We start from the raw sequence: 14,250 nt of genomic DNA on the forward strand, positions 1-14,250 counted from the left end.
TCCTTGGATCTCATGTAGAGTTATGACCGCTAATATCCTGATTGTTGAAGATGAATCTGCCATTCGCGACATGTTGACCTTCGTGCTGGATCAGCATGGCTTCCGTACCACCAGCGCTGCTGATTACGATCAGGGTCTGGAGGCGATCAACGAACCTTACCCTGATCTGGTGCTGCTCGACTGGATGTTGCCAGGTGGCAGCGGGATCCAGTTGGCCAAGACGTTGCGCCAGCAGGAGCATACTCGTCAGATCCCCATCATTATGCTGACTGCGCGTGGTGAGGAGGAGGATCGCGTTCGCGGGCTGGAGGTTGGTGCGGACGACTACATCACCAAACCCTTTTCACCCAAAGAGCTGGTGGCCCGTATTAAGGCGGTGTTGCGGCGCGCCGCACCGACTCGGCTGGAAGAAGCGGTTGAGGTGCAGGGGCTGCGACTGGACCCTGTGTCGCATCGGGTCACAGTTGATGAAGATTGCCTCGATATGGGGCCAACGGAATTCCGCCTGTTGCACTTTTTTATGACCCACCCAGAGCGGGTCTACAGCCGCGAGCAGCTGTTGGATAATGTTTGGGGCACCAACGTTTACGTGGAGGATCGCACGGTCGATGTGCACATTCGCCGCTTGCGTAAGGCGATCCAAAACCAAGGCCATGACCGATTGATCCAAACGGTACGTGGTGCCGGCTATCGATTCTCCACCAAAGTTTAATGACTCCTCTTTCCACTGTTCGCGTCGCATCCTCAGCTCGGAATACCGTGCCTGAGGCTTGCGGCGTATCTTGCTTGTCTGAGCGTTGCCATGTTTGAAGAATACTCAGGCCCACGCCTGCTGTTCCGTCTGGTTTTGTGGTTTGTCCCATTCGTCCTGTTGGGATCCTTGACCTCCCAGATGGGGTGGAGCCTGCTGGCGGGCAGCTGGTTGCTGATGTTTTGGCATTATCGTCATCTGTCTCGCTTGGCCCACTGGCTTTGGCATGATCGCAGCCTGACGCCACCGCATGGCAGTGGCAGTTGGGAGCCGATCTTCAATGGGATCTACCGGCTGCAAGGCAAGAACCGGCGTCGCCGGGCTCAGCTGGCCCGCATGTTGTCGCGCTTTCGAGAGGGCGCTGAGGCGTTGCCAGATGCCACGCTGGTCTTGGGGCCAGAAGGCCAGATCCTATGGAGCAACCGCTTGGCCGAGCACTCGTTGGGGATCCATTGGCCGAAAGATTCCGGCAACCGGATCCACAACCTGCTGCGTCATCCGCGGTTTGTGAAATATTGGCATAAGCGCCAGTTTGCCGAGCCGCTGGAGCTGGTGTCGCCGTTGAATGAGGAGCGGATCCTCGAGGTGCGGATCATCCCATACGGCGACAACCAGCGTCTGCTGATCGCGCGGGATGTGACCCGGCTGCGCCAACTGGAGCAGATGCGGCGGGATTTCGTTGCGAACGTGTCCCATGAGTTGAAGACACCGCTGACGGTGCTGCAAGGCTATGTTGAGATGATGCAGATGACCTGTGAGCCGGGCAGTATGTTAGCGAAGCAATACGGTGCCATGGAGGATCAGTCTCAACGGATGAAGAATCTGGTCGACCGGCTGTTGGTGCTGTCTCGGATCGAGTCCTCGACCGATGTGGATCTTGAGCATGTGGTTGATATTCCAACACTATTGAATACCGTACAGCAGGAAGCCAGCGAGCTGTCTGCGGGTCGGCACGAATTGGTGTTTGACGTCGATCCGGAGCTGAAGGCCTACGGTGATGAGATGCAGCTGCACAGTGCTTGCGCCAACCTGGTACAAAATGCGGTGCGCTATAGCCCTGAGGGGCGGCAGGTCACCGTTCGTTGGTTTAGGCAGGGCAATACGGCGCGATTCGAGGTGGAAGATCAAGGCGAAGGGATCGAAGCGGAGCACATTCCCCGTTTGACGGAGCGTTTCTATCGGGTCGATAAGGCGCGCTCGCGCGACACCGGTGGCAGTGGTCTGGGGCTGGCCATCGTCAAGCACGCATTGAGTCATCACAACAGCCAACTGACGATCCGCTCTGAGATCGGACGGGGTAGCTGCTTTGCGTTTGAGCTCGCGCCGGCCTTGGGGGTGGCGAGAACGGCAGATCCCCTCCATCATTAGCGGGTAACAAATGTGACGTAAAAGCGTCACATTGAATTTTGATACTGGTGACCATTGCCCCCCCCCTCGCGAACGCTCTGGAGATCGATAATGCACATGAAAACTTGCTTGGCTGCATTGGGGCTGATCTGTGGATTGCTCAGCAGCGCGTCACGAGCGGAGGTGGATCCAACTTTGCCCGAATATCAGCGGATCAGCGGCGTGTCGGGCAACCTCTCGTCGGCCGGCTCCGACACCTTGGCGAACATGATGACCCTATGGGCAGAGGATTTTCGTCGCCACTATCCGAACGTGAACCCTCAGATCCAGGCGGCGGGCTCCTCCACGGCGCCACCGGCTCTCACCGAAGGCACCTCACAGTTTGGTCCGATGAGCCGGAAGATGAAGCCCAGTGAAGAGGAAGCCTTCGTCAAGCGCTACGGCTACAAACCGACGGCGATCCGGGTCGCTATCGATGCGCTGGCGGTGTTTGTCCATAAGGATAACCCGATCTCGGGGCTGACCATCGAGCAGGTTGATGCGATCTTTTCGACCACGCAGAAGTGTGGGGGGGAGCCGATCCAACGCTGGGGCGAGCTGGGTTTGCAGGGCTCTTGGGCGGCCCGGGATATTCAGCTGTATGGTCGCAACTCGGTGTCCGGCACCTATGGCTATTTTAAAAAGAAAGGGCTGTGTAAGGGGGATTTTAAACCCAGTGTCAATGAGCAGCCCGGCTCGGCGTCCGTGGTGCAGTCGGTGTCGACCTCGCTGAATGCCATCGGTTATTCGGGGATCGGCTATCAGACCGCCGGCGTCAGGGCCGTGCCTTTGGCTAAGCGGGGCACGCACTTTATCGAAGCGACGGCAGAAACGGCTTCGACCGGCAGCTATCCGCTGAGTCGATATCTCTACGTTTATGTTAATAAACACCCGAATAAGCCACTGGAGCCGGTGGTGGCTGAATTCATTAAGTTTACTTTGTCCCAACAGGGACAGAGGGTGGTTGAGAAGGACGGTTATGTGGCGCTGCCGCGGGCGGTGGTGGCGAAAGATCTGCTGAAGCTGGGAATTACGCTGTAGCGCTGAGCACGAAGAGCGAAGTGTCGCGCCGGCTGGCGCGCATTGACGGCATTCGGGTTTAGGGGATCAGATAGATCGCGATGACGGCCGCACTCAACCATAGCATGACGCCGTTCAGCAGGGCTGATGGCGTCTGCGGTGACACCGGTTTTCTCAGCAGCAGAGACAGCAGCCAGGCTCAGGGAATGCGCAGGCACTTTTCCACCCAAAGACTCCCCAGTATTTCAATCATCAAGCGCCCAGCCAAGCGCAGCGCACCAAGCAGCAACTCTTCCATAAAGTTCTCCTATTGACGCTTGCCCCGGTCAGCGAGATCGGATCGGTTTCTGCCCCTACCCCTACCCCTACCAATCCAGGACGCGAACTGCTGGATTGGTAGGCATTAGGTACTCGCGACGATCTTAACTTGCCATGAGCGTGCGGCGAGCAATTGCTGCTCTTGCTGCAGATCCGCCAATAACAAAGGCTCCGTTTGCACCGAGGGGTTCAATTCGAGTGTCAGACCATCTGAGTGCCAAGTCACTCGGGGCGGTGGCAGTGTGTGGCGTCGGCCCAGATGCCATAACACCGCCAAACGCAGTGCCATCAGCAGTTGCTGCTGTTGCTGGGCACTGGCCAGCTCCAGCTCTAATGGCGCAAAGTCATCCAGTCGCTTGCGCTGAAACCGGCCCAGTAGCGCCAGCAGTTGCTGTTGCTCAATGGTAAAGCCGGGCAGGTTGCTGTGGGCCAGAATGTAGCCGGTATGGCGATGCATCCCCTTAAAATTGAGCGAGAGCCCAACCTCATGGAGTCGGCCAGCCCACCCCAGCAGAGCCGACAGCTCATCATTGGGCTGGCTGGATTGCTGATAGAGGCTGACCGCCGTTTGCGCCACCTGGCTGGCATGTGTGGTATCGATGTGGTGTAACCGCTCCATGGCGGCGACGGTGGTGGCACAGACCGAATCGTGCGGCTGCTCGCCACTCATTTCGACGATCACGCCTTCACGCAGGGCGGCATCGCAGAACTGCATGTTGTCGATCCCCAGCGCCCGGAAGCAGCCGAGTAACACCGCCAGGCCTGCGGGCAGCACCCGCAAACGACTGTCGCTCAAATGGGCAAAACGGGGATCAGAAAGCCCGTGCTCACTCAGACGCTGACATAAAGACTCTAAAGCGTCTTGGGTGATGAGCCCGGGCAAGGGGGGCTCACCACAAAGTTGTGCGATGGCCTTAATGGTGCCGGAGCAGCCGATGGCGTGCTGCCACCCGAGTTGGGTATAGCGCTCCTGCAATAATTCCAATTGCTGCTGGGCGGCGAGGCTGGCTTTGTCGAACCGTTTGGCCGACAACTTGCCATCGGCAAAGAAGCGATCCTGATAGCTGACACAGCCCATGTCCAGGCTTTCCAGCAGGATAGGCGTGGGTCCTTGCCCGAGCACCAACTCGGTGCTGCCACCGCCGATATCGATCACTAGGTTATGGTTTTCCAGTTGCCTGGCTTGCGCCACGCCGCGATAGATCAAGCGCGCCTCTTCGGTACCCGGGATCACATCGATACGGCTATTGAGGATCTTACGGGCGGGTTTGACGAAGCGGTTGCGATTGGGGGCGCGTCGCAGTGCATAGGTTGCCACGACGCGGATCTGGCTGATCTGACTGGTCTGCAAATGCTGGGCAAACTGAGTCAGGCAAGCCAGCCCTCGCGCTATTGCCGCTTCGGCCAGATTGCCCTCGTCGTCCATCCCTTCCGCCAACTGGACCCGCTGTTTGACCCGATGCAGGATCTGGACTCGATTTTCCAGTACCCGTGCGATCGCCAGATGGAAGCTGTTGGAGCCCAGATCGATGGCAGCGATCGTGTCACCGATCCGAGCGGCTTGATTATTCATAGTGTCGTACATGCGCGTCGCGATCCCTTAAGTGTGGCTTATTCTGCCAAAAGGGTGTCTTCCATCTGTTTGAGGTATTCGTAGATCTCGATCTGGCTACGGGTTTTCCGCCGGTTGCCGCGTTTGACATAGGGGTTGGTCTGATGCCGATCCAATTGACGCGCCTTTTGCGTATCGCTCCATTGGAGCTCGAGGGTATCGGTGATGATCCGCTTCAAGCGGGGATCGTAGATCGGGGTGCCGACCTCGATACGCGCATCCAGATTGCGGCCCATCCAGTCAGAGCTGGTGATAAAGACTCGTTGGTCACCGCCATTTTCAAACACCATGATCCGCGGGTGTTCGAGGAAGCGGTCGACCACGGAGATCGCGCGGATATTATCGGATACGCCAGGGACTTCAGTGATCAAGGAGCACATGCCACGAATGATCAGTCGGATCTTCACCCCGTTGCGAGAGGCGTCATAGAGTCGCTTGATCAATCCTTGATCCACCAAGTTATTGACCTTCAGGGTGATCCCCGCCGGTTTGCCCGCCAGTTTGTTCTGGCTCTCGCGATCGATCAGGCTATAGAGCTTGCGACGGTTGTCGACCGGTGAGACCAACAGATGTTGAAACTTGGTGCGACGATAGGGGTGATCAATAAAGTCAAACACCTGCTCGACTTCCCGAGTGAGCTCCGGGTGCTTGGTAAACAGCGAGAAGTCGGTGTAGATCTTGGCAGTCTTCTCGTGGAAGTTGCCGGTGCCGATGTGGGCGTAGTTGACCAGCTCTCCATGCTCGATGCGGCTCACGAGGCAGAGCTTAGAGTGGATCTTTAATGAAGGAATGCCAAAGCTGACGCGAACCCCGGCATCGGTCAGCAACTTGGCCCACTCAATGTTGGCTTCTTCGTCAAAGCGGGCGCGCAGTTCGACCACGACGGTGACGTCTTTGCCATTTTTCACCGCCTCGGTGAGCGCGTTCATCACCTGGCTGCTTTTGGCGACCCGATAGACGTTGATCTTGATGGCGCGAACGGAGGGATCGTAGGCCGCCTGACGCAACCATTCGGTCAGGTGAGCAAACTTGTGGTAGGGGTAATTCAGCAGAACGTCCCCGGCGGTGATCGCGGCAAAGGCGGTTGGGTAGCGGGTGAACTGGTTGCTGGCCAGCGCCGGCAGTTTTTCATGTTCGAGATACTTACGGCCCGGATTGGGGAAGGACATAAAGTCACGGAAGTTGTGGTAGCGACCGCCGGGGCTGAGGTTGTCATAATCGGTATGACCGAGCTGTTCGACCAGCATCTCCTGCATGGAATGGGGCATTTCGCGATCGTACACCAGACGGACGGGCTCTGCCGTCAGGCGTTGTTTGAGCCCTTCGGACATCTGCTCCAGCAAGCTTTCGTCGATCTCATTGGACAGGCCATATTCCGCATCTCGGGTGAGCTTCATGGAGAAGCATCGAATGCTGTCGTATTGGACGATCCCCTCGAACAGTTCATCCAGGCAGTGCCTGATGATGTTGTCCAGTAGGATCATTGTCTTGCGCTTCTTGGTTCCCTCTGCTGGCATGAGGGTGAAACGCGCACTCTTGTCTGAGGGGACGGGAATAAAGGCGTATTGGATCCGATCATCCTTGCGAAGCTCGGCCACGAGGTAGGTCAAACCGTCTTCTAATGACAGATCCAGGCGTGTGTCTTTGGTGAGCAAGATGGGGATAATATGGCGACGGATCTTGTCGCGAAAGTGTTTCTTTAGCCAAGCGCCGTGAAACTCAGTCAGTTGAGTTTCATTGACAAGAAAGATGTTGCGGCGGGCCAGATCCAGCAACAGCTGATGATAGATCTCGTCGAAACGCGTTTGTAATACTTGTACTTTATTGTGGATCTCGGCCATCAAGGTGCGTGCGGCTTCGCCGCTGCCACGGGACTCCTCGATAAGTCGGCGGCGTTTGACACCCGCGACTCGAACCCGGAAAAACTCGTCTTGGTTGTTGGAGAAGATCCCCAGAAAGCGGACCCGCTCTATCACCGGATTGCTCGGGTCGGCGGCCTCTTGCAGCACGCGTTCGTTGAAGCTCAACCAGCTCAGTTCTTTTTCCATGTAGGGGAATGAGGATTGCACCTATGTTCTTCCTTATGACAACGGGTGGGAATGGCAGATAATTGCGAGTGGCCAGTGTGGGGCGCGACTGTGTCATATGGATGACATATAGCGTTCAATTACAGCGATCCGGCGTGGGCGCTGTGACAACATTCGGCGCAGAGAGTGAAGCGCGTCCTATCACCTAACGCTTTGTTCTGCAATTATCTTATTCCAATGATTAACACTCGGTCGTGATCCAAGTCAACGCCTTTATCAGTGTCACCGTAGTGTCATATAAACGACATATACTGTCAGGCTAAGTGTTTATGTTGGTTGCTATTGAGTTTGGAGATCGATGGACGCAGTAAAACTCGAGCGCTACAAGAGCAGCCAGCGCCGGTTGTTGAAAGACCGATTGGCCCGGGCGGTTATCGTCAGCGGCGGGGTGATGGTGTTAGTGGCTTTGCTGCTGATCTTCCTCTATCTACTGTATGTGGTTGCTCCGACCTTTCGCAGTGCTTCGCTGACGCCGGTATTTGAGGCGGAGCCCCTCTCCCCGGGCCAGACGTTGACGGTGGGGATGGATGAGTCACGTCAGTTTGGCTACCGTTTTACCGATCAAGGCATCGTCGAGTTCTATCAAGCCAATGGTGAGCATACCGCTCGACGGTTGGATCTGCCCGAGGGGGTACAGATCGTTCGCACGGCTGTGGGCCATCCCTCCAGTGAGATCGTGGCGATGGGACTGGATAGCGGTGAGGTGCTGATCGCCAAAGCCGATTTTGATGTGTCTTACCCAAACGACGTTCGCACGGTCACGCCCAATGTGCGTTACCCCATGACTGACAGTCGTGTCCGCTTGGTCGACACCAATACCCCGATCCAAGTGTATGCCTTTGAGTCCGATGACGAGATCACGACGTTGGTATGGCGCGCCGGGGCTGGGCAGTTGCGTTTGTCTCGACTCACTAGGGAAGTGGATTTTCTCAGTGATGAAACCGTGCTTTACCGCGATGATGTGGCGTTAAGTGCGATCCCAGTGTCCGCCGATGAGCTGTTGTTGACGCCGGATCAGCGCCAGCTGTTTGTGTTGGCCGATAATCAGATCCAGGTCTGGTCGGTGGGGGACATTGGACAAATAAAACAAATTCAGCAGCTGGAGGCGGCGGAGCCGGGCGCGCAGATCACCGATATGGCGCTGTTGGCAGGTGCCAGCTCGGTGCTGGTGGCCAACAGTGATGGTGTGGTGTCCCAATGGTTCCAAGCCCGGATCGATGGCGAGCGCCGCTATCAGCGGATCCGTGAGTTTCGACACAATACCGCAGTCACAGCCATTACCACCGAGTATTACCGCAAAAGTTTTGCTGTTGGCGATGCGCAGGGCGGCTTTGATCTTTACTACACCACTTCTCAGCGGCGTCTGCTGCGGCAGTCTCTCGCCGGCTCCGTGGTGAGTCATGCGGCCTTTTCGCCGGCTGCCAATGGCTTTATTGCACAAACGGAACAGGGACTGACGGTGTTTGAGCTGGACAACCCGCATCCGGAGGTGTCCTGGAGCGCGCTGTGGCAGAAGATCTGGTATGAAGGCTATCCCGAGCCGGATTACGTCTGGCAGTCCACATCGGGCTCAAACGACTTTGAACCCAAGCTTAGCCTGATGCCGTTGGTGTTTGGCACCCTGAAAGCCGCGCTGTACGCCATGGTGTTTGCGGTGCCACTGGCGGTCGCCGGTGCTGTCTATACCGCGTACTTTATGTCGCCCAAGGTGCGGGGCTTGGTGAAGCCGACGGTAGAGATCATGGAGGCGTTGCCAACGGTGATCTTGGGGTTCTTGGCCGGATTGTGGCTCGCCCCCATCGTTGAGAGTCATCTGCCGGGGATCCTCTTGCTGCTTGTGGCTTTGCCCAGTGCCATGCTGGCCACGGCTTGGGGCTGGACCCAGCTCCCTGAGCGCTGGCGCAACAGCCGCTGGGGAGACTATCGCGAGCTGGTGTTGTTGCCTGTCTTGCTGCTGGTGGGGTGGCTTAGCATGTCGTTGAGCCCATGGTTGGAGCTGTGGTTGATGGATGGCGACGCGCGGGCCTTTGTCACCAATGATCTGGGCATTGCGTTCGATCAACGCAACGCCTTGGTGGTGGGACTGGCAATGGGCTTTGCTGTGGTGCCGACCATCTTTTCCATTGCCGAAGATGCGATCTTTTCCGTGCCGCGTCATTTGGTTAATGGCTCGCTGGCGTTGGGGGCAACGCAATGGCAAACCCTGACCCGAGTGGTGCTGTTAACGGCCAGCCCTGGGATCTTTTCGGCGGTGATGATGGGCTTTGGCCGCGCGGTCGGCGAGACCATGATCGTATTGATGGCCACAGGGAACACACCACTGATGGAGTGGAATATCTTCGAAGGGATGCGGACGCTGGCGGCCAACATTGCGGTGGAAATGCCGGAATCGGCGATCGACAGTACGCATTATCGGGTGTTATTCCTGACGGCATTTGTACTGTTTATCTTTACTTTTTTCTTCAATACCGTGGCCGAATTTGTCCGTCAGCGGTTACGTCAGAAATACTCGACGCTGTAGGAGCCCCGAAACAGGATGAACAAGTGGTTTAAATCTGGGGCGCCGTGGATCTGGATGACGGGCGGGGCCGTCAGCCTGTCATTGATCGCCGTGTTAGGGCTGTTGCTGCTGATCGCCAGCCGTGGCTTGGTCTACTTCTGGCCGTCGACGCTGTACCAGTGGGATCTGGTGCATGCGGATGGACGGGAAGAGGTGGTGATCGGCGAGCGCTATGAGTGGGAGCAGGTTCCGCTTGAGCGGCTAGAGGAGGCGGGGATCCAGTTTGAGGTTGAAGGTGAATTCGTCGAGCGATTTTTGGTGAAAACCGGCAACCGAGAGTTTGTGCCACTGGATTTTCGCTGGATCTGGCAGCCGACGGTGGTGACCGAGCGAAGCCCGGTCGATCTGGCGGCGTTCGAACGGATCCGCAACGGCAACTTCTATGGCTATCCGATCGCGGTGGTGATCGACGGAGCGCGTTTCGAGGGGGCAGCCATGGAGTCCCAGATGAAAGACGCCATTGCCCAGTCGAACGCCTTGGCAGCCCAGGCCAATGAGCTGCAGAGCAAAGCGATCGGTCAGATCAACTATCAGCTGGAGCAGCTGCGTTTGACCGAGCGGAAATTGGCACTCAACGGCCAGGACAGCGAGGCAGCGCTGGCCGCCATCGCCGTCTCGCGGGAGGCATTAAACCAGGAATATCTGGTGCTGGAGTCGCGGCTCTTTGCGCTGCGAGAGCAGGCGGCGGATGATCATGTGGTGGTTCGGGATATGCGCGGTGAGAGCGTGTCATTGCCGCTGGACCAAGTGATGGCGGTCTCGTTTCCAAACCGAATGAACCTGTGGGCTAAGGGACGTTGGTGGGCGCAGGAGATAGCAAAGTTTCTCAGCAGTGAGCCGCGCGAGGCCAATACCGAAGGCGGGGTTTTTCCGGCGATCTTCGGGACCGTATTTATGGTGCTCTTGATGGCGGTGATCGTCACCCCCTTTGGTGTCATGGCGGCGGTCTATCTGCACGAGTATGCCGGCAATGGGGCGCTCACTCGGTTTATTCGTATTGCCGTGATCAACTTGGCCGGGGTGCCTTCCATCGTTTACGGCGTGTTCGGTTTGGGCTTCTTCGTCTACATGTTAGGAGGCTCGATCGACGCCCTGTTTTATCCTGAAGCGCACCCAGCCCCGACGTTTGGTACGCCCGGCGTGCTGTGGTCGGCCTTGACGTTGGCGATCCTGACGTTGCCGGTGGTGATCGTTTCGACCGAGGAAGGCCTATCACGGATCCCCTCTTCGGTGCGCCAGGGCAGTTTGGCGCTTGGGGCGACCCAGGCAGAAACCCTGTGGCGTATTGTGCTGCCAATGGCCAGCCCGGCGATCATGACCGGCTTGATCCTCGCGGTGGCGCGCGCGGCGGGGGAAGTGGCACCATTGATGCTGGTTGGCGTGGTAAAGTTGGCGCCGCAGTTGCCGGTCGATGGTAACTTCCCCTTTGTCCATCTTGAGCGCAAATTTATGCACTTGGGCTTTCATATCTATGATGTGGGCTTTCAAAGTCCGAATGTCGAGGCGGCTCGACCACTGGTGTACGCGACCTCGTTTCTTTTGGTCAGTGTGATCGTCTCGCTGAACCTGACGGCGATCGCCGTGCGCAACCACCTGCGGGAAAAATACCGCAGTTTTGATAATTAACTCAGGGACTCAAGCATGTTGTCGATTGATACCGGGCTCCTCTCCACCCACAACCGGGATCTGAGCGCCCTGACACCGGAGCAAACCGCGTTTGAGATCCGGGAGCTGAGCCTGTCTTACGGTGACAAGCCCGCACTGAACCGGATCAGCATGAAGATCCCTAAACATCAGGTGACCGCGTTTATCGGTCCCTCTGGCTGCGGTAAATCCACCCTGTTGCGCTGCTTGAATCGGATGAACGATCTGATCGACGGTTGCCAGATAGAGGGGCAGATCCTGTTAGACGGGGATGATATTCACGACAAGCGGATCGATGTGGCGGCCCTACGGCGTAATGTCGGCATGGTGTTTCAGCGGCCAAACCCGTTTCCTAAGTCGATCTACGAAAACGTGGTGTACGGCTTACGCTTACAGGGCATCAACGATCGGCGCCGGTTGGACGAGGCCGTGGAGAAGGCGCTCAAGGCGGCGGCGTTGTGGGACGAGGTCAAAGAGCGACTGGGTGACAACGCCTACAGCTTATCGGGCGGTCAGCAGCAGCGCCTGGTGATCGCTCGGGCGATCGCGATCGAGCCACAGGTGCTGCTACTCGATGAGCCGACCTCGGCGTTGGATCCTATTTCGACCTTGACCATCGAGGAGTTGATCACCGAACTAAAGCAGTCTTTTACCGTGGTGATCGTAACCCACAATATGCAGCAGGCGGCGCGGGTCTCGGACAATACCGCCTTTATGTATCTGGGTGAGATGATCGAATACAGTGACACCAACACCCTTTTCACCACACCGGCGAAGAAACAGACCGAAGATTATATTACCGGTCGTTACGGCTAGGCAGGACGGACAGATGGATAACCTTAATTTGAGTAAGCATATCTCGGGTCGGTTTAATGCCGAGCTGGAGGATGTGCGTAACCGGGTGATGGCGATGGGCGGTTTGGTCGAGGAGCAGTTGACCAACGCGTTGGAGGTATTGCAAAGCGGTGATGAGCAACTGGCGAATAAAGTGATCGCCCATGATCGCAAGGTCAATACCATGGAGGTCACCATCGATGAGGAGTGCACCCGGATCATCGCCAAACGGCAACCGGCGGCGTCGGATCTGCGCTTGGTATTGGCGATCTCTAAGGCGGTGACGGATCTGGAGCGGATCGGCGACTCCGCGGAGCGGATCGCGCGGATGGCGGCGGAGCAAGATGGCAAACGCCACCGAGGCATGCTGATGGCGATGGACGCCATGGGGCGGCAGACGCAGCGCATGCTGCACGACGTGCTCGACGCCTTTGCGCGCATGGATGTGGAAGCGGCGATGCGGATCCACAAAGAGGACAGCAAGATCGACGATGCCTATGAAGGGGTGGTGCGTCAGCTGATGACCTTTATGATGGAGGATCCACGTTCGATCCCCAGTATCCTCGACGTGCTGTGGGCGGCGCGTTCGCTGGAGCGGATCGGCGATCGTTGCCAGAACATCTGTGAATACGTGATCTATTACGTTAAAGGCAAAGATATTCGCCACTTGGACATGAACCAGGTGGAGGATCTGCTCAAGTAAACCGGCAGACAAAACACTCAGGCCACAGCCCGCGCTGTGGCCTTTTTGATCGTCGGCCGCTTAATCCTGATACTGGGGCCAGATCTCCGCTTGTGAGCCCTTGACCAAGCGTTGCAACTCCTGCACCGGCGGGGTGCCTTCCAACAGGTTGACGGTGGCAAACCACTGCATTAATAGTACCAAGATGCAGATTAGAAACGCTTTCCAGTAGGGGCAATCCAGTAGCAGTGAAAAGGCAAAGCCGCCGCCGATCAGGCCCGCAAGCCAGATCCACCTGGGCTCGTCGAGAAAGAGCTGGGCCAGATCTTGCAGTGCAAGCAGGGCGGCCACGGCCGCCAAAGCGGCAAACCAGCTAGGATTGCCGATCTTTAGGGCGCGCACGCCGACGAATACCGGCGTGAGCGCCAGCAAGACGGCGATGATGAGAAACAGAAATAACTGCAATACCACGTTAGTACTCCTGTAGCTCCCGCCAAAGGGTATCGATCCAGCGTTCTTGAGAGATGAAAGACCAACTCCAGTTTTCGAGTGCGCTGGGTAGGCCTTGTTGGTGCCATTGAGCCTCAGGCTGACCGGACATCTGTTGCGCCCAATCCAGCGACTCTTGCAGCATCAGCATAAAGCGGGCGAGATCTTGCCGATCGGCCAAGTCACCGTGCCCTGGGATGATCTTAGTGTCGTCATCACACCATGGCAAAACCTGTTCGATCCGCTGCAGGTAGGCCCGGACGCTGCCGCCATGCTGGTGATCGATGTACGGGAAGCGATCCTTAAACATGAGATCGCCCATATGGAGCACGTTTGCCTGTTCAAACAGAATCACGGCATCCCCATCGGTGTGGCCTGGCCCCAAATGCATTATCCGCACCGTATCGCCATTATAGTGCAGCTCAAGGCCCTGCTCGAAGGTGAGGACTGGCAGTGCGGTCACATCCGTCTCGCCTTCGCTCTGCAGATGGCGACGGACGTTGCGATGGGCCATCAGTACGCCCTGCTGGGCAAAATGACGGTTGCCGCCGGTATGATCGCTGTGATGGTGCGTGTTGATCACATAGTCCGGTCGTCCGGCACTGGCGGGATGCAAGGTGTTGAGCTCGGCCTGGATCTTGTCAGCCAACGGCGCGAACTGATCGTCAATGATCAGCAGGCCATCTTTACCGGCACTGACGCCGATGTTGCCGCCCTGACCGGTCAGCATAAAGATCCCTTCAGCCAGCTTCTGACTGCGGATCTCCGCTTGGGCAAAGTGTTCTCCGCTTGCGCCTATCGAGGCGCTAACGATCAGCAAAAGCAAGGGAATGAGCCGTAACATGCCATGTCGTCCGTAAATGCGAT

At 57.2% G+C, this 14,250-nt stretch carries 11 protein-coding genes; 7 read left to right on the plus strand and 4 right to left on the minus strand.

Annotated features, from left to right (window positions below):
* Window positions 1-22: 22 nt before the first annotated feature.
* The 3 genes from phoB to ABEA08_RS19945 all read left to right on the plus strand — a co-directional run bounded on the left by phoB (window position 23) and on the right by ABEA08_RS19945 (window position 3,178).
* Window positions 23-712, plus strand: coding sequence for a phosphate regulon transcriptional regulator PhoB (gene phoB / locus ABEA08_RS19935; RefSeq protein WP_345337177.1), 690 nt, complete (start codon window positions 23-25; stop codon window positions 710-712).
* 90 nt (window positions 713-802) lie between these two features.
* A complete protein-coding gene (gene phoR, locus ABEA08_RS19940; protein WP_345337178.1) occupies window positions 803-2,119 on the plus strand; it encodes a phosphate regulon sensor histidine kinase PhoR in 1,317 nt (438 codons plus the stop codon).
* A 90-nt stretch (window positions 2,120-2,209) separates the two neighbouring features.
* Window positions 2,210-3,178, plus strand: a complete 969-nt coding sequence (locus tag ABEA08_RS19945; RefSeq protein WP_345337179.1) for a PstS family phosphate ABC transporter substrate-binding protein — start codon at window positions 2,210-2,212, stop codon at window positions 3,176-3,178.
* Window positions 3,179-3,560: 382 nt separating this feature from the next.
* Here the strand turns inward: ABEA08_RS19945 and ABEA08_RS19950 are convergent, their stop codons facing one another.
* On the minus strand, window positions 3,561-5,060 hold the full coding sequence (locus ABEA08_RS19950; protein WP_345337180.1) for a Ppx/GppA phosphatase family protein: 1,500 nt from the start codon (window positions 5,058-5,060) through the stop codon (window positions 3,561-3,563).
* Window positions 5,061-5,086: 26 nt separating this feature from the next.
* A complete protein-coding gene (gene ppk1, locus ABEA08_RS19955; protein ID WP_345337181.1) occupies window positions 5,087-7,156 on the minus strand; it encodes a polyphosphate kinase 1 in 2,070 nt (689 codons plus the stop codon).
* 316 nt (window positions 7,157-7,472) lie between these two features.
* Here ppk1 and ABEA08_RS19960 point away from each other — a divergent pair, with 316 nt between their 5' ends.
* From ABEA08_RS19960 to phoU, 4 genes are read left to right on the plus strand one after another with little or no spacing between them, the layout of a single operon-like run.
* The gene (locus ABEA08_RS19960; RefSeq protein ID WP_345337182.1) at window positions 7,473-9,695 is read left to right on the plus strand and encodes an ABC transporter permease subunit; all 2,223 of its coding nucleotides are present in this window, start codon (window positions 7,473-7,475) and stop codon (window positions 9,693-9,695) included.
* Window positions 9,696-9,710: 15 nt separating this feature from the next.
* Entirely contained in the window at window positions 9,711-11,360 is a 1,650-nt protein-coding gene (gene pstA / locus ABEA08_RS19965) for a phosphate ABC transporter permease PstA (RefSeq protein ID WP_345337183.1), read from the plus strand.
* A gap of 15 nt (window positions 11,361-11,375) precedes the next feature.
* Entirely contained in the window at window positions 11,376-12,194 is an 819-nt protein-coding gene (gene pstB / locus ABEA08_RS19970) for a phosphate ABC transporter ATP-binding protein PstB (protein WP_345337184.1), read from the plus strand.
* 13 nt (window positions 12,195-12,207) lie between these two features.
* Window positions 12,208-12,915, plus strand: a complete 708-nt coding sequence (gene phoU / locus ABEA08_RS19975; protein WP_345337186.1) for a phosphate signaling complex protein PhoU — start codon at window positions 12,208-12,210, stop codon at window positions 12,913-12,915.
* 60 nt (window positions 12,916-12,975) lie between these two features.
* Here phoU and ABEA08_RS19980 read toward each other — a convergent pair whose 3' ends face one another.
* Entirely contained in the window at window positions 12,976-13,365 is a 390-nt protein-coding gene (locus tag ABEA08_RS19980) for a hypothetical protein (RefSeq protein ID WP_345337187.1), read from the minus strand.
* A 1-nt stretch (window position 13,366) separates the two neighbouring features.
* A complete protein-coding gene (locus ABEA08_RS19985; RefSeq protein WP_345337188.1) occupies window positions 13,367-14,227 on the minus strand; it encodes an MBL fold metallo-hydrolase in 861 nt (286 codons plus the stop codon).
* Window positions 14,228-14,250: the final 23 nt, after the last annotated feature.

The sequence above is a fragment of the Ferrimonas pelagia genome, from assembly GCF_039543565.1.
In the GTDB taxonomy this organism is placed as follows: Bacteria; Pseudomonadota; Gammaproteobacteria; order Enterobacterales; family Shewanellaceae; genus Ferrimonas; species Ferrimonas pelagia.